Consider the following 21073-nt stretch of genomic DNA (forward strand, 5'->3'; position numbering starts at 1 on the left):
TGCCCTCGCCCCGTACGTGTTGGTTAGGCCGGCGGAGGGGGCACCAGCTTTGCTGCACCCGGGTCGACGTCCACCGGGTGCGCGAGGATGGGGAGCTCGTGGTCGAGGAGACCGTTGAGCGCGATGGCCGCCTTGCTGAGCAGATGCGCACCCTGAACCGACTGGCCATCGGCCACCGACGCGTAGAAGCGTGCGGCGTAGGTGATGGCGTCGGTGTCACCGATGGAGTCGGACATGCCGATCACGCCCGCCCGCTGTGGGAGCCGGCGGCCGGGCAGGCCTGAGCCAGCCGCCGCAGACCTCGCCCGTTCGAGGGAACCGGCGGCCTCCCGGGAGAGCTGGCCGGCTCAGTGACCGCGGGTCGGGTGACACGACCGCCCCGGCTGTCAGCGGCGCTGCCAGGCTTGACGGATGGACCGTGAAGACGAACAGCTGCTACGCCGCCGGGTCTACGGCGCCGACCATGACGATCCCGACCCCGGCCCGCTTGCGCACCGGACCTACGCCGAACTGGCCGGCGGCCCGCTGGACGGCCTACTGCTCGACATCACCGGCTGGCGGGCCGACGAGGTCGATACCGGAGTCGCCCTGGCCACCGAGCTGGGGCAGTTCGGCCCCGGCGGCCGGGCCCTGTACGACCCACACCCCGGCGAGCCGCGCTCTCCCGGCCCCGGGGTGAGCTGACGCTTCCACCACTGCGGCGACACGCCCTGACCGCGGCGGCAAAAGGAAGCGGCCCTCGCACCCGACGTCCAGGGTGCGAGGGCCGCCTCCGATCCGGCAGGGATTACGCAGGTGCCACCGCCGTTCCGGGCGCAGCGCCGCCAGCGAAGAGCGCTGGTCCTTCTCCACCGCGCGCAACTGCTGCCAGCCGACTTCCGGGCGTGCGGCGGGGACCGCGTCAACGACGCCGTGGCGTACGCGATGTCGACGGCCCCGGCCCCGGCGTGGCTGGTGTCGAAGCGGACCTCGATCGACTGCGGGGAGCGAGCCGGACCATGCGGGCGAAGTCAGCACGGCGTACCCGAAGACGGGCGGCGGCCTGCTCGGTCCCGAGCAGGGGGTCGGCGGCGACCAGATCCGCCAAGTCCTCGCGCTGGCAGACCTCGACTTCGCCGGGGTGGCGCAGCGTCCCGTCCGGGCTCGTACTCAGGTCGGCCAGCAGGCCGCGGCCGACGAACCGGCGCACCACCAACGCCTTCACGTTCGCCCGCTCGCCGTACGTGGTCGGGTTCGGGGCGCCGAGCGCGTCGGCGATCCGGTCCGCCGCCGCGCTGCCAGCATGTCGAGTGCTGGGGCGGGTCAGCGAGGGATCAAGAAGGCCACGGCCGCGACCGGGCGGGCTGGCGCATACTCAGCACGGTCGTCGTGATTCAGGATGGGACGGATCGCCAGGGTGGGGTCACACGGGTTCATGCCGGGCTGGCCCGCCTCGAAGAGCACGGCCGTGAGTTCCGATCCGTTGAAGGCCTCTTCCGTCCGGAAGGGCTGGTTCAGGGGAACACAGGTGGGGATCGCGCTGACCTGGTACATCCCGGAAGGGCCCGACAGGTACAGGGCACCGGTCTGAGCGGACGACGAGCCGCTGGACACGGCGATCAGAACAGCGGTGCATACCGCTGTCGTTGCGGTACGAAGGGCGCGAGTAAACATCGATTGTCTCCTGTCCGGCCAGTCGCCACACGAGTGGTGAAGCGCTACACCAGGCAGGTTCCAGCGGAGATGCAGTCACACACCGTGGTGAAGTAGTACTCCAGCAGCGCACGAGGTAATCCGATAACTACCTTCGCCTGCGGCGCGGGTCGCGGGATCGCGGCCGCCAACGCCGCCGACACGCAGCCCTGGACCTGGACCACCACGACCGAAGGGGCCCACGTGACCGACAGCATGAGGTGCGCCCGTAGACGGCTGTGGTGATCAGGTCCGCAGTGGGGGCCGGAAGCGTCAGAGCAGCGATTTCCATCGCGGGCGTGTTGGTCGGGTTGGAGTCCCCAGGCGGTGAAGTAGCCCGTCAGGTCCTGCCCGGTGATACGGCATGCCGTGACGGCGGTTTGTGCGGTCGAAGTCGGCCACGGTGGGTGCCGCTGGCACCTCCACCACATCCCCGTCCCAGGCACCGCATCAGCCCGACACCCCTTGCTCAGATTCAGCCCGCTGGCCCTGGTGTGGCGATGCAGGCACCATTGCGCACCGTGATCAACCTGTGCTGCCGAGCCGACCGCCGCTCGGGGCAGCCGTGCTGCTTGTTTTGTGGTTATCAGCCGACGACGATGCTGCCTGCGGGCGAAGCGTTGATCGTGCCGTGTCCGCCGCTGATACGGGTGACCGAGTCCCCCTTGCCGTCACGTTCGGAGTACACCGTGATGACAGCGTCGGTGTCGTAGGTGATTTGCACGGAGTCCCCGTCGACGTTGTAGCAGCCGCTGGGGTCGGTGTAGGTAGTGCCGTTGATGGTCAACGTGCCGGATGCCATAGGAATTCCCTTTCGAAGCGCGTCGGCCGACCTGCCCTGCAGCCCTGACTGGACGGCCGACATTTACAACGAAGCCGCTTTCAGCATGAGCGATGACCGACCTCCAGACATACCTGACTACCCCGAAGGGGTCAGTGCATAATCAAGCGGTCAGAACGGACACTCGACAGAAGGCTCCAGCTCCGGTTTCCGGTGAGGCGGGTGTCTTCGGCGATCCTGGAGCCTGTGAGGGGCCGCACCGAGGGAGTCGAAGCCGGCATCGCCCAACTGGTAGGCGCAGACGAGAACAACATCGTCTGCGCTGCGGAGAAGGAACTCAGCCAGACACCATCCGTCCGTACACACCGCCGCCGCTCCGTCCGCGTGAATCCTTACGGCGACGGCAGAGCGGCCGAGCGATGCGCCCACGCCTGCGGCTGGCTGCTCGGCCGCGCAGGCAGGCCAGACGATTTCACCTTCGTAAGTGGGACGGTGCGGTGAAAGGCCGGGCGGCATACCCGATTCACCTGCAGTTACGCACTCGGCGATCCCACGTTGGGACGTGCTACGCACCAAGGGGGTCGCGAACGTCTACGACCGTTCGGGCATCTGTGTGTGGGCTGCCTGTCGGCGAGGAGTCGTGCTGGCCGCTGTCCTTGGTCAAGGGGTCTGGTAGACGGCTGTGGTGGTCAGGTCCGCAGTGGGGGCCGGGAGCTTCAGAGCAGCGATTTCGTCGCGGGTGCGCTGGTCGGGTTGGAGTCCCCAGGCGGTGAAGTAGCCCGTCAGGTCCTGCCCCGTGATACGGCATGCCGTGACGGCGAACCAGCGTTTGCGGTCGGACTCCGGTATGGGAGCGGAGTTGCGGGCGTGTTGGTGGAGATGGTGGTAGAAGGTGTCGCCGAATAGGACTCTGAGCTGTTCGAACATGGCCAGGCGGACGAAGTGGTTGGCGGTGTCGAAGGCGTCGGCGGCGGCCAGGTGCTGCTGGGCCTTGCGCCACTCGGCAGGGGTGCCGTGTTCGGCGGTGCGGTCGGGGAAGAGCCGGCGGGCGGCGAGGCTGTAGATGTTGACGGTATCCTCGCCCTGGGCGGGCCAGCTCCAGTGGCTGGTGTGCTGGCGGTGATGGCCGAGTTCGTGCCACAGACCCCAGCTGGTCTTTAGCCGGTCCACGCGGTAGAGCTCGCCGCCGTCGCCTTCCAAGGGCATGGCGGCGCGGACGTTGGTGGAGTTGGGGTTGGTCGCGCGCCGGGTGGTGACGACCATGGGGCGCAGCGGACTGGGGGCGTCGCGCCCGCCAGGTTGTCCGTTCAGGCCGCTGATGGCGTCCTGCGCCCCGATGATCTCTTCGTACAGCGCGAGAAGCGCCTCCTGGTCCTCGTCCTGGTGGCGTCGGACGTAGGGAAGGAGGCCGGTGAGGATGACGCGGTGCCCGGCGTGCTCGGCTAGGACTTGTCCGGGCGATCAAGTTCGCAGCCAGATGATCAGGGCTGCCGCTGTGGCGGTGCCGAGGAAGACGTACCCGCGTTTGTCGTAGCGGGTGGCGACTGCCCGGGACTGCTTCAGCCGGTTGATCGCCCGCTCGACCGTGTTGCGTTTCTTGTAGCGGTCTTCGTCGAAGCCGGGTGGCCGTCCGCCACGCGAGCCCTTTCGCAGGCGGGCGGCCTGGCTGTCGGTCTTCTCGGGGATCGTGTGGCGGATGCCCCGCCGTCGCAGGTACTCGCGGCAGGGTCCGTTGCTGTAAGCCTTGTCGGCCGCCAGGCTGTCGGGTTTCTTGCGCGGCCTGCCCGGTCCGGTCCGGGGGACGCGGATCTTTTCAAGGACCGGCTTGAACTGGGTGCAGTCCGCCCTCTGCCCGCCGGTGACCACCACAGACAACGGGCGGCAGCGACCGTCCGCGCTCAGGTGGAGCTTGCTGGTGAACCCGCCCCGCGAGCGCCCCAGGCCCTCACCTCCAGCACCACCTCCACCAGGCGGGCGAGCAGGCTCTGCCACGGCGTTTCGCCCTGGTGTTCCATCTCTTCGGCCCCCTTTGACGCCGGCGGCGGCTCGGTCCGGGCTCCGGCCGCGTGCTGATGAGCACGCACGATGGTGGAGTCCACCGCGATGTCCCAGTCGATCTCACCCGCCGCGTCGGCCGCGGCCTGGACCTGCTGGAGCAGACGCTCCCAGGTGCCGTCGGCCGACCACAGCCGGTGGCGTTCGTAGACGGTCTTCCACGGCCCGAACCGTTCGGGCAGGTCACGCCACTGCACCCCGGTCCGCACCCGATGCAGAATCCCGTCGATCACCTGCCGGTGGTCCCGCCACCTGCCACAACGCCTGTTACTGACCGGCAGGAACGGCCGCAGCCGTTCCCACTCGGCATCCGTCAGATCACCCCGCCCCATGTCCACATCAACGACCCGAGCGCAAAGTAGTCACATGATCGGCCGGACAAGTCCTAGCGGCACGGTGGCCGCCTCCAGCATGGCCGCCCACTGTGCCTGTGTGGTGATTCCCTGCCGGTACAGGGGAACGGGCAGGGCCTGCTCGCCGAGCGTCACGGTCACGTCCGGCACGGTGCGGCCGGGCTCGGTCGTGTGTCGCAGGTAGAGCAGCCCGCCGTAGAAGACACGGACCGTGGTGGTGCCCGAGGTGAGCGGGAAGGTTTGGGGGGACGGGGTGATGTCGTGCTCATTCTCCGGCTGGGCCAGCGCGGGCGTGCCGACAATAAGCTCCGGTGAGGGGGCGTCGGCGGGCAGGCCAGTGACGGTGACGAAAAGGTCGGTGTGCGGGTTCAGGTAGTAGCCGGTGGGCTGGAAGTCGGCCCACACGAACTGCTGGGCCAAGCGACGTCGCTCGGACTCGGCCGACGGCACAGCTCGCACGGTGAGAGTGCGTGGATGAGGGAAAGCGCTGCTGTCTGGGCCGGGGTAGGTGGGCGCGTGTTTCACCTGCCAGGTGATGGTGTGCTCGGCCCGGTCACTGGCGCTGCCGTCGCGGTAGGCGGTTAATGCCAAGGTGGCGGAGACCGTGGTGCCGGCCGGATGGTCGGCATCGAGGGTGACGGAGATCTTAGTCCAGCCGAACCGGTCCCTGGGCGGGGTGCTCGGCCACTCACAGGCCACCGTGGCCTCACCAGTCTGCCGACACGGGCCACCGTAGACTTCGGTGACCTTCAGGCCCGGCGCAACGGTGCTTTCCATGGTGACCCGGTCCGCGGTGCCCGGACCGTCGTTACTGAAATACGGGATGAAGTAAATCGTCTGTCCCGGGTAAATCACCCCGTTACTGCTGGGAATGATCCGCATCCGGGCCTGGTCGGCTGTCGTCATTGCGTTGTTCCTCACGGCTGACAAGGCTGGCGCAGCATCAGTGCTGCCAGGCACCTCGCTGGCGCTTCCCGCGAGTCAGGCTGCACCGAGTACAAGCCACTCACACCTCCGACTCGGCCATATGGGTGACACTCGGCTTTCCCCGTCACAACAGCCTGGTACGCGGGACGCCGCCATACGTCAGGGTGCCGGGAGCGACGGGACAGCGATCGCCCGTGAGGAAGAGCAGCGCCGCGGCCTGGCCGCCTTCGTACGGGGCTGGGGCGCGGTGGGGAGGACGTAGCGCTGCCGCGCTGTACGGGATCCTGGGCGGCCTGGGCGAAGTGCGGCACCACCGCCTTGGCGCAAGCGGCGACTTCGTCGGACAGCGCGTTGCTGGGCGGGCGGCACTGCGTTCAACGGTGTCACCGGCTGGCGCCCTCGGGCCACAGCACCCGCACCGGGACGCCGGTTTGTTCGGCGTAGGCGACTACGTCGGCGGTGCCTCCGTATCCCCGCGCCGGTTTCCCGTCCCATACCGCGACCAGCTCATCCACCAGGCCGACGAGGATCTCGGATCCGGCCTGATGCGCTTCGGAGGTCGACTCGGTGATGCCGGTGTGGTGGACGTCGGCTGCGCGGGAGAGGAGCCGGTCGTAGACCGGGTGGTGCCAGTCGGGCAGGCCCTGGCGGTACTCGGCGGCCGGGATGACGACCTCCAGGCGGCCGCCGTGCTCCAGGACGGTCTCGGCGAACCAGGCGTCGGGACCGTCGGCGATGCAGGAGACGCCGACGAGTCCGGCCGGGTCGTACTGGCTGACCTGGTCGGCCAGGAGAGCCCGCACGTGCTCCTCGACCTGCGTGCTCAGTCCGCGGTGCCCGGTGATCCCCACCCTCATGCCGTGGTCATCCTTCCTACAGGTAGACGCCGTGCAGGCGTTCGTCGAAGTCCCGCACCACCTTCGGCGGTGAGGCGGTGGTGAGGCTACGGCGCAGGGCACGGGCGCGTTCCACGGTCCGCCCGGACCGGTACCGCAGGCTGGCATCGAGGGCGCGGGGAGGCGAGGGCGAACGCGGCCTCCACCCGCCCGCCGGCGATGTGACCGTCGGCGATGTCGAGCACGAGCAGCGCGCGTTGTTTCGCGTGTCCGGTGGCCAGGGCTTCTACGTCCTGGGCGAGTACCCACTCGGGCAGCCCCAGGCGTGCGCCGCAGGTGACGCGGCAGGCGGCCACCTTGTCGGGAGTGAAGGAGAACACCCACGGCCACGGCGGCGGTTCCTCCTCGGAGGTCAGCGCCTCCGCGGCTGTACGGGACTCGGTCAGGGCCTGGTCTGCCCCGCGCCGGTCGCCGGCCACCGCGTACCCGAGGGCTTCCACGGTCAGCAGCCAGGCGTCGGCGACAGCCGGGCGCTGCTCACCCAGCACCTGCCGGGCGCGCCGGGCGAGATTCAGCGCTTCCACGCCGTTGTGGGCGTTGGGAGCCAACAAGACGCGCCGGGTCATCGAGCTGGCCATCGCCACCGTGCTGCGCTGGCTGGAGACGAGGTCGCACAGACCCGGTGCTCCTCGGACCGCGGGCGCGCCAAGACGCCCGGCCCTGGTCGTCGCGGTGTTCCGGGACTTCGACAACCGGGACGGCTTCCCCCTCCTGCACGACCGCTGCCTGGTCCTGAACCGCGTGCAGCGCCTGGACGACGACGGCGAGCCGGTGTGGGGCGCCGGCGGGCCGTCGCCGTCCACGCCCACCAGCAGGCCGCGATGCCCGAGGAGTACGTGGAGGGCCGGACGACCGACCCGGCGACGTGGCTGCGCGCACCGGAGAACCTGGAACGGCGCGCGTCGCAGGCGTCTCACCAGGTGACCGGCAGCTCATGGAGGCCGTTCACCATGCTCTCCGTCTTCCAGCGCAGTGCGTCTTCGGGGACGGCCAGTTCGAGGCCTGGCAGGTGTTCCAGCAGCGTTTCCAGGGCCACTTGCAGCTCCACGCGCGCCAAGTGGGCACCGATGCAGAAGTGAGGGCCGTAACCGAAACTGAGGTGAGGGTTGGCGGCCCTGTCGAGGATGAGTTCCTCGGCGTCGTCGAACACCGCTGGATCCCGGTTGGCGGCTGCCGTGTCGATCAGGACGGGCTCGCCCTCGCGGACGAGCACTCCGCCCAGTTCGACGTCTTCGGTGGCGTAACGGGGAAAGGCGAATCCGTTGGGCAGCGGCACGTACCGCAGCAGTTCCTCCACCGCGAGGGGGACCGTCTCGGGCCGGTCGAGCAGCGAGGAGAAGCGGTCGGGACGCGCCAACAGGAGATAGCAGGAGTTGGAGATCTGGTTGAACGTCGTCACGAACCCCGCGCTGATGAGAACCGGCGTGAGGGCGAGCAACTCCCGCATGGAGATGCGCCCCTCCTGATCGTGCGCCCGTACGAGGGCACTGAACAGATCATCGCCCGGATGTTGCCGCCGTAGCTCCACCAGGTCCGCCGTATACGCGGCGAAAGTGTTGTTCCACTTGTGGAACTCGTCAGCCGTCACGTTGTGGGACATCATCACGTCCAGCCAGTGCCGGATGCGGGGATGGCCGTCCTGATTCACCCCGAGCAATTCGCCGATCACCGTGATCGCGAGGGGGAAGGCGAACTGGTCACCGAGGTCCGCCGGGGCACCCGCCTTCGTCATACGGTTCACCAGGTCCTTGGCGATCTCCTGCACGCGGTCGCGCAGCCGCTCGACACGACGTGCGGTGAACGCCCTGGCCACCGTGCCTCGCAGCCGGGAGTGATCCGGGCCGTCCGTGGAGAGCAGGCCACCGCCGCTCACCGCCACTGGTCGCACGCGCGGCCGGTCCCTCCCGGCCGCCGCGGCCATACTGAACCACTGGTCGCCCAGCACCGCCTTGGCGTCGGCGTATCGGGTGACCAGCCAGGCGTCCTCGCCGTACGGCATCCGCACCCGTGCCAGCGGCCGTTTCCGCAGCTCGGCGTAGACAGGGTGGAGTTTCAGTTTCTCGGCCTGAGCAAAGGGATACGCGAGCGTCTCCTGCTGGTTGGGCACCGTCGATGTCCGCCTTTCGGGGAGAAATGGGAGGCCTAAAGCTGGACCAGGACCTTGCCGCGATTGGCCGCCCTGTCCTCGTACAAGCTGCGGTACGCCTCCGGGATGGAGTCGAATCCGCGGCGGACGGTTTCGTGGTAGGCGATCTCGCCGCGACGGACCATTCCTCCGAGCTCGTCATGCATCGCGGCGAGTGTCTCCTGGTCGTACCACTCCTCCGCGAAGATCCCGCGCACGGTCGTACGGGGGAACATGATGTAGGGAAGAAGGCGGGGCCCGACATGGTCGCCCGCGACCTGGGTCGCCCACTGCCAGCAGACGGCCACCTGGCTGCCCACGTTGAGCATGGAGAACACCGCATCGGTGATCGCCCCGCCCAGGTTGTCGAAGTACTTGTCGATGCCGTCCGGGGCCGCCGCCCGCAGCGCCTCGCGGACCTTCTCCGGGGCGTCACCCTGCTGGTAGTGGACGACATCGTCGAAACCCAGCCCGGCCAGGTACCCGGCCTTCTCCGGTGAGCTGGTGGTGCCGATCACCCGTGCGCCGGAGCGCTTGGCGAGCTGGCCAGCCAACGAGCCCACCGAGCCGGAAGCACCGCTGATCACGAAGGTGTCACCCGGTTTCACGGTGAAGAACCTGGTGAGTGTGCCCCAGGCGGTCAGGCCTGGCGGGCCCATGACGCCGAGCGCCGTCGAGAGGGGCAGCGCCTCGTCGTAGTGACTCGGATCCAGCCTCCGGTACGCGGGGAACGGCACGGGGAACTCGCCATGCTCCCACCGCCACCCCGCACCCGTGCCGACCACATGACTGCGCCAGCCGCCGAAGCCCTGCACCAGGTCGCCGACGGAGAAGGACGCCCGCGGGCCGGCAGCGATCACCTCCAGGATGCTATGCGCGACCATGTGTGTGCCGATGGGCGTCTCAAGGGCGAGGCCCTGCAGATAGGGATCCACGGACACATAGAGGGTCTTGAAGAGCATCTCGTCCTCCTTGAGGGAGGAGACGTCCACCTCCTCGACCACCTTTTCGTAGATCCGGTCGACATCGGGAGAGCCCGGCACGTGCTCGCGCACGGTCCACTTCTCGATCTTCATTCAGACTCCTGGACGGTGGGGGCCGGTGCGATCCGGGACGGGGCGGGGCGCCGGCCGACCGGGATGACGATGTGTGTGGGCGGCGGCTGGGACCAGTCGATGCCGGCGGTGAACTCCACGCCGTCGTCACGGCAGATGAACTGCATGACATGGCGGCCCGCCGCAGCCGCCCGGATGAGACCGCCGATCGATGACCAGACACCGGCGAGGTAGAAGTTCGCCAGGCCCGGCGCCACCGGACCGTTCTTCTTCACTTCCTCCTCGACCGTCTCCGCGCTCTCCACGAACGGCAGCCAGCCGGCGATGGTTCCGTCGTAGTTGCCGGTGTAGCGGACCTGGGTGAGCGGCGTCCCGATGTCACGCGCCACCACCGCCTCCGCCAGCCCGGGGAACTGCCGGTCCAGGAATTTCGTGACGGCGCGCTTCACCTGGCGCTTCGCGGCGTAGTACGCACGGCCGCGGCGTACCGCCAGGGTGTGGACCTCCTTTCCCTTGTGCATGCGGCTCCGCTGTTCCGGTCCCTGGCTCAGCTTCCGCCAGACGTCGGTGTCGGAGAAGTAGCTGACGAATACGACGGTGCTCCCCTGCGGTGACAGCTCCGGGTAGTGGATGCTGCGGAACTGGACGTTCATGCTGGGCTTGCCCATGCCGATGAATTCCGCCGCTTCCTCCTCGCCGAGCAGGTACGTCGAACAGGGCTCGCCCGCCGGAAAGGGGCGGTCCAGGCCCAGGAACACGGTCACGTAGCCGGGGTAGAGCATCCCCCGTTCCTTGATGGTCTTCGTGTAGAGGCGCTCGTAGGTCTCGTTGAGATACCGGCCGCCGAGCAGCCGCATCATCGTGGTGTGGCCGTCGCAGGCCGAGACCACGATGTCGGCGCGGAACTCCCGTCCGTCGCTCAGCCGGACTCCGACGGCACGGTCGTTCTCGATCAGTACTTCTTCGACCTTGGCGTTGTAGGTGATCCGCCCGCCGAGCCGCAGATAGCGCTCCTCGACCGACCTGGAAAGGCCGAGCGAGCCCCCTTCCGGCACGCCCGCCGTCGCGTTCGCGTGCGACGCCAGCTGGAAGTGGAAGGGCAGCACCGGGAACGCGGGGTGGTACTCGTAGAGAATGTAGTTGAACGCCTCGCGCAGGAGCGGGTCGGTGAACCTCGCGGAGTAGTCCGTCATGAGCGTCGTCATCGATCGCCGGATGACGTTGATGTACGGGACGAACGCGGCCAGCGTCCTCCAGCGCTCAAGCCGTCCCATCAGCCCCAACGGTGTGAGGAAGGGGTAGACGGCCATGCACTGCCTGAACTTCCGCAGGTCGCGGCAGAATTGCCTGATCGGCTTCGCGTCGGTGGGGGAGAGGTCGAGCAGGTGCGCTTCCAGGCGGTCCGGATCGGAGTAGAAGTACACCGCTCGGCCGTCACGGCCGCGCACGACGTTGAAGACGTCGAAGTTGCGCATCTGTTTGCCTTGCAGCGCGCCGAGCTCCAGCCAGATCTGGTGCATCTCGTTGCCGGGCCCCGACCCGAGCAGCCAGCTGACGCACCAGTCGAAGGTGAAGTCGCCCTTGTCCCAGGAGGTACAGCAGCCGCCCGGGATCTCGTGCATTTCGAAGATCCGGCTCTGGTAGCCGTTCATCTGCGCGTAGCACCCCGTGGACAGACCGCCGAGCCCGCCACCGATGACGATCATTGTCTGGCGTCGGCGTTTGCGCACGTCACGAGCCACATGCCTCACCTCCCAGCGCGACGTCGTAGGCGCCGATGCCGGTCTCGCTCGGACACCTGGCAAGGGCCGAGCGGGTCAGGTCGGCGTTGTGCGCGACATGTCCCGGGTCGAGCATGTCGGCGTGGACGCCGGAGCCGCACAGCACCGTGCTGCGCGTGGCGGAGCTGCCGTCCCAGGTGCCGCGCTCGCCGGCCGCGTAGAAGGCGACCTTACGCTCGTCGGAGATCACGGTGAGGGGAGCGCGCACCATACCGAGATTGGGTGTACGGCCGCAGAAGCCGATGTAGTCCCTGGCCTGGTCGAGGGTTTCCTGGGCGAGGTGCTCCGACCCGGTGTGCTTGCGCAGGTGCTCGCGCAGTTCACGCTCGAACTCCTCCAGATGGTCGGCGTCGGCGGTGAAGCAGGCGGGGATGCGGTAGGAGTCAAGGATGACGACGTCACCGACCTCGCGCCCGCGGTGTTCGAGTTCCTTGGCGACCTCGAAGGCGAGGTTGCCGCCGAGCGAGTAGCCGAGCAGTTCGCAGGGGCCCTGCGGCTGGAGGGTGTCGATCAGATCGGCGTAGCGGGCCACCTTGTCGTCACCGGTGACGTAGTTGAACGCGACGAGTTCGTACTCCCGCAGCTCGGCCGCGAACAGCCGGTAGACCAGTCCGTGGCCGCCGGCGGGCGGGAAGCAGAAGACGACGGACCCCGCGCCGCGGTTGAAGCGCAGATAGGGCTGGGCGCCGGGGAGCCTTCCGGTGACGATGTGTTCCACCGTCCTGGCCATGCCGTGCAGCGTGGTCACCTTGAAGAGCTGGCTGACCGGGATGGTGATGTTGAACTCGTTCTGCAGGCCGTGGATCAGCTCGATCAGCTTGATGGAGCTCCCGCCGGACTCGAAGAAGTCGTGCTGGAGACCGACGTGCCCGAGGCCGAGGACGGCTCGCCAATGCTCGGCCATCCGCGTCTCGTAGAGGGTCGCGGGCGGGTCGTGCCGTTCGTCGTCGGCGGGGTACCGGGGCGCGGGCAGCGCCGCGATGTCGACCTTTCCGTTGAGGGTGAGGGGCAGCTCTGGCAGCTCGGTGAAAGCGGCGGGGATCAGATACGTCGGCAGGTGCGCGGCGAGATGCGGCGGAGCTGCCGCCAGTCCAGCTCCGTACCGGGAGCCGCTACGCCGTACGCGCACAGTGTGCTTTCCCCGCGCTGGTCCGGCCGCAGGGTGACGACCGTCTGCGCCAGCGCGGGCCACTGCGCGAGACGGGACTCGATCTCGCCGATCTCCACGCGATGGCCGTGCACCTTGACCTGCGAGTCGGCGCGGCCGAGGAGGTGCACTCGCCCGTCGCTGTCCCAGCAGGCGAGATCGCCGGTGCGGTAGAGACGCACAGGCCGTGTACCCGGCTCGCGGCTGAGGGTGCGGGTGACGAAGCGGTGCGCGGTCTGCTCCGGGTCCCTGACGTATCCGGTGGTGACACCCGCGCCGCCGATCCACAGCTCGCCCGGGACTCCGGGCGCCACCGGATCGCCGTGCTTGTCGAGGATGTACACCTCGGTCCCCGGGAAAGGCCGCCCGATCGGCACGATCCGGCTCGGCTCCAGGCCGTCCGTCGGCCCCTCGAAGTAGGTGCTGTCGATGGTGGCCTCCGTGAGGCCGTAGGAGTTGACCAGGCGGGTGTCCGGGCCGCACAGGGAACGGAGCCGGTCGTACTCCTCGACCTTCCAGCTGTCGGAGCCGACGATCAGCAGGCGCATGAAGTCCAGGCGGCTGCCCTCGTGCTCGCAGTGGGCGATCAGGCCCCGTACGACGGAGGGCACGAACTCCCCGCAGTCGACGCGCTCCTCCCGCATGGCGGTGTACAGCATCGCCGTGTTGAACAGCAGCTCGCGTCCGATGAGCACCAGGGTGCCGCCCGAGCACAGGGCGCGCACCAGGTCGCCGGTGAAGACGTCGAAGGACGGGCTCGCCATCTGGAGATGGACGGTGACCTCGTGGCCGAGGCGGTACTCCACCCGCCATGCCTCGTACGCCGAGGCGATGTTGCGGTGGCTGACCGACACCGCCTTCGGGTTGCCGGTGGAGCCGGAGGTGTAGATGACATAGGCGGGGGCGTCCATGTCGACGGCCGGCTCACGTGCGTCACCGGACGTCTCCACGGTGAGGTCGCCGAGGGTGAGCACCTGGCACGGCAGGCCGGCGAACCGCTCGCGTCCGGCGTCGTCGACCACCAGCACTGCGGCTCCGACGTGCGAGACCATGTACGCCATCCGGTCGGCCGGGTTGTCGGGGTCGAGCGGCAGGTAGGCGCCGCCTGCCCTGAGCACCGCCAGCAGGGTGACGACGAGCTCGGGTGACTTGTCCAGGCAGACGGCCACCACCGCTCCGTCGGCGACACCCAGCTCGCGCAGCCGCCGGGCGCGGCCGTGGCTGCGGTGCTCCAGCTCGCCGTAGGTCAGTCGTCGGCTCCCGCCGTCCTCGGTGGGAGCGGAGACGGCGATCGCTCCGGGCCGCTCGGCGGCGATCCGGCTGATGAGCCGATGGACCGGCACGTCCGGCGCGGCGGCCCGGTGCCCCGCTCCGCTCCACTGGCCCACGATGCGCTCGCGCTCCTTATGGCCGAGCATCTGCAACCGGCCGGCGGGCTGCGAGGGGGCGGCGCGGGTCAGGGCGTCGAGCAGGTTGACATAGTGGGATGCCAGCCGCCGCATCGTCGAGGCGAGGAACAGGTCGGTGTTGTACTTGAAGACGCAGTGGAAACGCCGGTCGGCTTCGTCCTCGTACACGGAGAGGGTGAGGTCGAACTGCCCTTCCTCCTCGGGCAGCTCGATGTACTCCAGGCGGTAGCCGTACTTCTCGGTGGCCACCTTGTGGGTCAGGAGGATGAACATCGCCTGGAAGACGGCGGACCGGCTCGGGTCGTGCCGCAGGCCCAGCTCCTCCACCAGAAGCACAAACGGGTACTCCTGGTGGTCCAGGCCGCCGAGCACGACGTCCCGGACACGGGCGAGGAGCTCGGCAACGGTCGGTGAGCCGGCCAAGTCGAGGTGAAGCGGCAGCGGGTTGACGAAGTAGCCGTAGACCCCGGCGAACTCCTCCTGGGTGCGGCCTGTCACCGGACTGCCGACGATGATGTCGTCCTGGCCGGAGTAATGGTGGAGCATCAGGTAGTAGGCGCTGATGAGCGCCATGAAGACGGTGACGTCGTGCTCGCGGGCGAGGGCGTGGACGCGTGCGCTGAGGTCGGTGTCGAGGACGAAGAACTCTGAGGCGCCGTTGTGGGTCTGGACGGCCGGGCGGGGCTTGTCCGTCGGCAGATTCAGGACCGGCGTGTCGGCCGGCAGATGACTCTTCCAGTAGTCGAGCATCCGCCGGGCGTCGCGGCCGGCGAGGAACCGGTTCTGCCAGTTGAGGAAATCGAGGTAGCGGGCCGGGACGGGCGGCAGCTCGGGGCGCCGGCCCCGGCTCAACGTCTCGTAGACCGCGAGCAGCTCCTCGATGAAGGTGAACGTCGAGATGGCGTCGGAGATGATGTGGTGCACGGCCTTCATCAGCACCCAGCGGTCACGGCCGCGTTGGAAGAGGCGCAGCCGGACCAGCGGGTCGTGCTCCAGGTCGTACGGCTTGCGGTACTCACTGACGATCAGATCGTGGATCTCCTCCCACGGCCAGTCCTGGACGTCGAAGACTCCGACGTCCTGCCGGAACACGGCGTCCTCGGGCGGGGCGACCTTCTGGACGGGCCGGCCGTCCTGATGCGTGAAGTTGGCGCGGAGGCTGGGATGGCGTTCGATCAGGGCGCGGAACGCCGCGAACATCAGGTCGGGGTCGAGCTCCACGCGTACCTCGACGGCGCCGCCGATGTTGTAGGCGAACCCGTCGGGGTTGAGCTGCTTGAGGAACCACAACGCCTTCTGGTTCTGGGTCAGGGGATGCTGCCGCTCGTCGTGGAAGAGTTCGACGACGGCCTCGTCCCCGGCGGCATCCGCGTCGGCTGAGACCAGGTCGACGAGTCCGTCGTACAGCTGGCTGACCAGGTCGCTGACAGGCGCGCTGCTGAGCAGGGCGACGACCGGCAGCGCGATGCCCAGCTCGGCCTGGACACGGGAGCGCAGCTCCATCGCCAGGAGGGAGTCGAGGCCGAGGGCGCCCAGGCCGGCGTCGGGGTCGACTTGTTCGGGCCGCACCCGCAGCACACCGGCGACGATGTGGGTGAAACGGTTGGTCAGCAGCGCCCGGCGGGTGTCGGCGTCGGCGTCGCGGAAGGAGGCGTGGAGCGTGTCGAGGCCGCTGCCGTCGCTGTCCGCGGCGGAGGACGCGCCGTCCGCCGCCGCAGCCAGGTCGGTGACCAGCAGCGGGGGCGAGGGGTACCAGGCGAGGAAGACCGGCCAGTCGACGACGGTGGCGACGAGCAGCTGTGAGCGGTCCTGGCAGATGACGCGTTCGAGGACGGCCATGCCTGCTTCGGGGGACAGCGAGCTCATGCCGCGATGAGTGCGGTAGTGCTCGATCAGCCCGAGCTCCTCGATCATGCCCGTGGCCCAGGGACCCCAGTCCAGGCTGAGGGCGGGCAGGCCGCGGGCGCGGCGGTGGTGGGCGAGCGCGTCGAGGAAGGCGTTGCCCGCAGCGTAGTTGGTCTGGCCGGCGGTGGTCAGCAGCGAGGCGATCGAGGAGAAAAGGACGAAGTGGTCGAGCGGCTCGTCCGCCAGATGACGGTGCAGCAGGTACGCGCCGAGGACCTTCGGGTCGTACACGGCGTCGAAGGCCGCCCGGTCCATCTCCGGCAGGAGGGTGTCCAGGACCTGGCCGGCGAGGTGGAACACGCCGCGGATCGGCGGTGACTCCCGCCGCCTGTAGTCGGTGAGCCATGCGGTCAGGCTTGTCTCGTCGCTGGTGTCGAGCGTGGCCAGGATCGGCAGGGCGCCCAGCTCTTCCAGCTCCTTCAGGAAGCGGACGCGGTCGCCGGCGGCGGAGGCGGGGTCGATGGTGCGCCACTGGTCCCGGTCGGGCAGCGGGGTGCGGCTGACGATGACGAGGCGGCGGGCGCCGCGGGTGACCAGCCGGCGGCAGAGGTGCCGGCCCAGCGCGCCGAACGCGCCGGTCACCAGGTAAGCGCCGTCGGCGCGCAGACGCAGCGGCAGCGGGCGGGGCAGGTCGGCGACCGGTGTGAGGCGGCTGGTGTAGCGGCGGTCGCCGCGCAGCGCGATCTCCTCCTCGCTGTCGGCGGCGGTCGCTTCCCGCAGGATGGCCTGGGCGTCCGCCCAACGGGCCGCGTCGTCGTCGCCGGAGGCGGGGTCGAGGTCGATGAGCCTGCCGCGGTGGGCGGTCAGCTCCTGCTGCCCCAGTACGCGCCCGATGCCCCAGGCCGGTGCGGACAGCGGTTCGACCGGATCGCCGGGGGTGGCGGCCTGGCTGCCGCGGGTGACGATGTGCAGCCTGCTGCCCGGTTGGTGGACCGGCAGTGTCCGGGCGAGCGCGACCAGTGCGTAGCCGCCGAGGCCGGCGTGCTCGCGGAGGCCGGCTGCGGTCCGGACCGCGTCGATGGGCGGGAGGTCGAGACTCCACAAATGGGCTACGTGGTCGTAGGGCCCTTGCCCGGCCGCGCTCAGCTCGGCGAAGAGACGTTCCAGGTCGGCGGTGGAGCCCGGTGCGACCGTCGACTCGCGCTGGTCCGGCGACATGCCGTAGCCCGGGCCTGGCCGCACCAGATGGCACCGCCCGCCCAGGGCGGTGATCTGCGTGGCAAGCTCATCGGCGACGCCCTGCGCGTCGGCGAGGACGAGCCAGTCCCGGGCGGGAGTTTCGGCCGTACTCGCCGTCCCGGACTCGTGCGGGGTCTCGACCCAGGAGATGTCGGCGAGCCAGGAATCGATGGTGGTCAGGCCGACGGCTGCGGATGCCTTTTCGACGTCGGCGGCGCGGAACCCGGTGATACCGCCGAGTGGAGTGCCGTCGTCGGCGTAGACGGCGATGTCCCCGACGAGTTCGCCGTCGGCGCGGCTGGTGAGGGTGGCGTGCGCCCACAGCGGCTGGTCCCCGACGGCGTCGAGGCGTACCTCGTCGATCGAGAGCGGCAGCCGGATGCCGGTGCCGGGCGCGGCATCCTGGCCCTGGACCAGGAGTTGCGGCGTCAGCAGCGTCTGGAAGCAGGCGTCGAGCAGCACAGGGTGCAGATGGTGGCGGGCGGCGTCGTCGCCGATCGACACGGGCGGTCGGATGCGGGCGAGCGCCTCGTTGGAGCCGATCCATACCTCTTCGATCCCTTGGAACGCCGGTCCGTAGTGGTAACCGAGCGCGGCGAGTGCCGCGTAGCATTCGGCACCGTCCATCCGACGAGCGCCGCCCCCACGGATCGCGTCGGTGTCGAGCCGGGGTGCGCTCCTACGGAGTCCGCGCTGCGCGGAGCGCAGGGCACCACGGGCGTGCACGCTCCGCTCACCCGTATCGTCCCGCGGAACGCCTGCGATGGTGAACGCGGCGTCTTCGGTGCAGACGGACAGCTGCACCGTCGCACTCTCGCCGACAGGGCTCTCGGGGCCGGTCGGCAGGAACAGCGCCTTGCGCAGGTCGATGTCGGCGAGGACGGCGTCGCCGCCGGTCAGTACCCGGGCGGCCTGCGTCGCCATCTCCACGTAGCCGGCCGCCGGGAAGACCGTGCTGCCCTGGATCCGGTGGTCCCGCAGATACGGCAGGGACTCCACATCGAGCCTGGCTTCCCAGACCGGTTCGGCGGTATTGAGGCGGCGCCCGAGCAGGGGGTGGTCCAGGCGGCCGAGACGGACCTGCTCGACCGGCTTGGGCTCCGTCCAGTACCGGTCTCGCTTCCACGGATAGCGGGGCAGCGGCACCGGCCGGCCTGTGGGATGGAGGACGTCCCAGGCGATGTCGACGCCGAGGTTGTGCAGCGCCGCGAGAGAGAGGGTGAAGCGCTCGCTCTCGTCCTCCTGGCGGCGGATCGACGGCAGGACCCGCACTTCGCCGCCCCGGGCGCCGGCACATTCGTTGATCGAATGGCCCAGGACCGGGTGCGGGCCGATTTCGAGGAAGACCCGGTGGCCGTCATCGGCGAGACGGTCGATGGCGTCACTGAACCGGACGCTGTCACGGACGTTGTGCCACCAGTAGTCGGCGTCCAGCTCGGGACCCTCGGCGCGTCGGCCGGCCGCCTCCTCGCCCGCGGTCGTGTAGAGCGGGACGCTCGCCGGCCGCGGCTCGATGCCGGCGAGCGAGGAGAGCAGTTCGTCTCTGATGGGGTCCATGTACGGCGAGTGGTACGGCACCCGCACGGTCAGGAACTTGGCGAAGATCTCCTCGGACCGCAGCTCGTCGGCGAGCTCGGTGAGGGCCTGCTCGTCTCCGGCGAGGGTGAGAGCGCCCGGACTGTTGACGGCGGCCACCGACAGGCGGCCGGCGTAGGGCTGCAGACGCCGCAGGGCATCTGTCTCGGACAGGCTCACCGCCAGCATGGAACCGGTGCCCACCAACCGCTGCTGGAGACGGCTGCGGTGGACGACGATCCTGGCCGCGTCACGCAGGGTATAGACACCGGCCTCGTAGAAGGCGGCGACCTCACCGGTGCTGTGCCCGACGATGGCGTCCGGTCGCACGCCATGGCTGCGCCACAGTGCCGCGAGGCCCACCTGCACGGCGAAGTTGGCGGGCTGGGCCAGCCAGGTCTCGCTCATCTTGGAGTGGGCCTCGTCGGCGGCCAGTTCCTTCACCAGCGACCAGCCGGTGAGCTCACGGATTTCGCGGTCGCACGCCTCGACCGCCTCCCGGTAGACCGGTTCGGTGTCGAACAGCTGCCGTCCCATGCCCCACCACTGGGGCCCCATGCCGGTGAAGACCCAGACCAGCCGCCGGTCCCGCTCCTCGCGCTGCTGGTCCAGGAGCACGCGGGGGTGGGCTTCGCCCCTCAGATGGGCGCCGAGGGCCTCGTCCAGCGAGGCGGGCGAGTCGTAGACGACGGACAGCCGCGACTCCAGATGCTGGCGGCGCCGGGCCAGGGTGTAGGCGAGGTCGGGCAGCGGCGCTGGGGGACCGTGGACGCCGGAGAGCTCCTGCCGGATGTTCTCGGCGACGTCGAAGAGGCGCTCAGGATCCCGTGCGGTCAACGGCAGGATGGAGTAGCCGGGGGGCGACGGGAGTGGCTGCGGTGCGTCGGTCGCCTCAGGCGCGGGGGCTGCTTCGAGCAGCACGTGCGCGTTGGTGCCGCCGAAGCCGAAAGAGTTGACGCCCGCGCGCGCCGGACCGTCGTGGCAGGGCCATGGAACCGTGCGCGTAGGGATCTCGTAGGGCAGCGACGCGAGGTCGATCGCGGGGTTGATCTCGTCGAGGTTGATGTGTGGCGGGATGGTGCGGTGCTTCAGGCTGAGTACGGTTTTGACCAGCCCGGCGATACCGGCGGCCGATTCGGAGTGGCCGATGTTCGTCTTGACCGACCCGACGTAGCAAGGAGCGCCGGGTGGGCGCCCGATCGACAGCGCGTGGCCGAGCGCGCCCGCCTCGATCGGGTCGCCGACGGGTGTGGAGGTGCCGTGCGCCTCGACGTACTGGAGGCTGCCGGGGGTGATGCCGGCCTCGGCGCAGGTCTGCTCGATGAGGGTGATCTGGGCGTCGGCGTTCGGGACGGTAATGCCGTTGGTACGGCCGTCCTGGTTGACGCCGCTGCCGATGATGACCGCGTGGACGGGGTCGCCGTCGCGCAGGGCGTCGTCCAGACGCTTGAGAGCGACCAGGCCGACGCCTTCCGCTCGGACGTAGCCGTTGGCCGAGGCGTCGAAGGTGCGGGACCGGCCGTCGGGGGAGAGGAAGCCGCCCTTGGTCTCGGCGATGGTGTATTGCGGGGCACTGTGCAGCAGCGCCCCGCCGGCGAGGGCCAGTTCGCTCTCACCGCGGCTCAGGCTCTGGCAGGCCAGGTGCACGGCCACCAGGGAAGAACTGCATGCGGTGTCGATGGAGACACTGGGGCCGCGGAAGTCGAAGCAGTACGAGATGCGGTTCGACACCATCGTCATCATCGTGCCGGTCGCGGTGTGGGCGGCCAGGGTCTCGAAGCTGAGATCGGCGAACTGCAGGATCTTGTAGTCGAGCGTGAACGCGCCGACGAAGACGCCTACGTTCCGGCCCGCCAACTCCGCGGGCTTCTGCCCGCCGTCCTCCAAAGCCTCCCAGGCGACCTCCAGCAGCTTGCGCTGCTGCGGATCCATATGGGCGGCCTCACGCGGGCTGATACCGAAGAAGGCCGGGTCGAACTCGTCGAATCCGTCGATGTATCCGCCGCGGCCGCCGACCAGTCGCCCAGGTTTCGACTTGTCCCGGCTGGCGAGTGTGGCGATGTCGTACCGATCGGAGGGTGTCGGGGTGAGGCAGTCCTTACCGTCGATCAGGTTCCGCCAGAAAGTCCGATAGTCGGATGCTCCGCCGGGCAGCCGACAGCCGATTCCGACGATGGCGATCTTTTCTCGCTGTGCGTGGTGTAATTCCGACAT

At 69.2% G+C, this 21073-nt stretch carries 12 protein-coding genes and 2 pseudogenes; 2 read left to right on the forward strand and 12 right to left on the reverse strand.

What is annotated here, in order from left to right; genetic code table 11:
* Window positions 1-23: 23 nt before the first annotated feature.
* On the reverse strand, window positions 24-236 hold the full coding sequence (locus ACSURM_RS37950) for a hypothetical protein (protein ID WP_436960797.1): 213 nt from the start codon (window positions 234-236) through the stop codon (window positions 24-26).
* Window positions 237-411: 175 nt separating this feature from the next.
* Between ACSURM_RS37950 and ACSURM_RS37955 the strand changes: the two genes are divergently transcribed.
* On the forward strand, window positions 412-684 hold the full coding sequence (locus tag ACSURM_RS37955) for a hypothetical protein (protein WP_436960799.1): 273 nt from the start codon (window positions 412-414) through the stop codon (window positions 682-684).
* Window positions 685-1302: 618 nt separating this feature from the next.
* Here the strand turns inward: ACSURM_RS37955 and ACSURM_RS37960 are convergent.
* The 7 genes and pseudogenes from ACSURM_RS37960 to ACSURM_RS37990 form a co-directional block, all read right to left on the reverse strand.
* Complete coding sequence (locus tag ACSURM_RS37960) at window positions 1303-1653, reverse strand: hypothetical protein (RefSeq protein WP_436960800.1); 351 nt, start codon at window positions 1651-1653, stop codon at window positions 1303-1305.
* Window positions 1654-2257: 604 nt separating this feature from the next.
* Complete coding sequence (locus tag ACSURM_RS37965; protein ID WP_436960802.1) at window positions 2258-2473, reverse strand: hypothetical protein; 216 nt, start codon at window positions 2471-2473, stop codon at window positions 2258-2260.
* Between the two features lie 639 nt (window positions 2474-3112).
* Window positions 3113-3886: pseudogene (locus ACSURM_RS37970) on the reverse strand (M60 family metallopeptidase); the annotation flags it as partial.
* Window positions 3887-3913: 27 nt separating this feature from the next.
* Window positions 3914-4839, reverse strand: a protein-coding gene (locus ACSURM_RS37975) for an IS5 family transposase (protein ID WP_436952712.1) whose coding sequence is annotated in 2 segments (ribosomal slippage) — window positions 3914-4459 and window positions 4462-4839 — 924 coding nt in all. Because the reading frame shifts where the segments join, the coding sequence is not laid out codon by codon here.
* 30 nt (window positions 4840-4869) lie between these two features.
* The gene (locus ACSURM_RS37980) at window positions 4870-5766 is read right to left on the reverse strand and encodes a M60 family peptidase N-terminal accessory domain-containing protein (protein WP_436960804.1); all 897 of its coding nucleotides are present in this window, start codon (window positions 5764-5766) and stop codon (window positions 4870-4872) included.
* Window positions 5767-6170: 404 nt separating this feature from the next.
* Window positions 6171-6644, reverse strand: a complete 474-nt coding sequence (locus ACSURM_RS37985; protein ID WP_436960806.1) for a hypothetical protein — start codon at window positions 6642-6644, stop codon at window positions 6171-6173.
* Between the two features lie 86 nt (window positions 6645-6730).
* Window positions 6731-7261 carry a hypothetical protein gene (locus ACSURM_RS37990; RefSeq protein ID WP_436961282.1) on the reverse strand — a complete coding sequence of 177 codons (531 nt, stop codon included), beginning with the start codon at window positions 7259-7261 and terminating at the stop codon, window positions 6731-6733.
* A gap of 7 nt (window positions 7262-7268) precedes the next feature.
* Here ACSURM_RS37990 and ACSURM_RS37995 point away from each other — a divergent pair, with 7 nt between their 5' ends.
* The gene (locus tag ACSURM_RS37995; RefSeq protein WP_436961269.1) at window positions 7269-7607 is read left to right on the forward strand and encodes a hypothetical protein; all 339 of its coding nucleotides are present in this window, start codon (window positions 7269-7271) and stop codon (window positions 7605-7607) included.
* On the opposite strand, the gene ACSURM_RS38000 is transcribed toward ACSURM_RS37995, so the two are convergent.
* The 4 genes and pseudogenes from ACSURM_RS38000 to ACSURM_RS38015 all read right to left on the reverse strand — a co-directional run bounded on the left by ACSURM_RS38000 (window position 7597) and on the right by ACSURM_RS38015 (window position 21073).
* Window positions 7597-8790: a cytochrome P450 gene (locus tag ACSURM_RS38000; protein ID WP_436960808.1), complete on the reverse strand. Its 1194-nt coding sequence runs from the start codon at window positions 8788-8790 to the stop codon at window positions 7597-7599. The genes ACSURM_RS37995 and ACSURM_RS38000 overlap by 11 nt on opposite strands.
* 35 nt (window positions 8791-8825) lie before the next feature.
* Window positions 8826-9884: an MDR family NADP-dependent oxidoreductase gene (locus ACSURM_RS38005; RefSeq protein WP_436960810.1), complete on the reverse strand. Its 1059-nt coding sequence runs from the start codon at window positions 9882-9884 to the stop codon at window positions 8826-8828.
* Complete coding sequence (locus ACSURM_RS38010; protein WP_436961270.1) at window positions 9881-11569, reverse strand: phytoene desaturase family protein; 1689 nt, start codon at window positions 11567-11569, stop codon at window positions 9881-9883. Before ACSURM_RS38010 ends, ACSURM_RS38005 begins: the two co-directional genes overlap by 4 nt.
* Before the next feature lie 25 nt (window positions 11570-11594).
* Window positions 11595-21073: pseudogene (locus ACSURM_RS38015) on the reverse strand (non-ribosomal peptide synthetase/type I polyketide synthase).

Source organism: Streptomyces sp. SudanB182_2057, assembly GCF_964272715.1.
GTDB lineage: Bacteria > Actinomycetota > Actinomycetes > Streptomycetales > Streptomycetaceae > Streptomyces > Streptomyces rubradiris.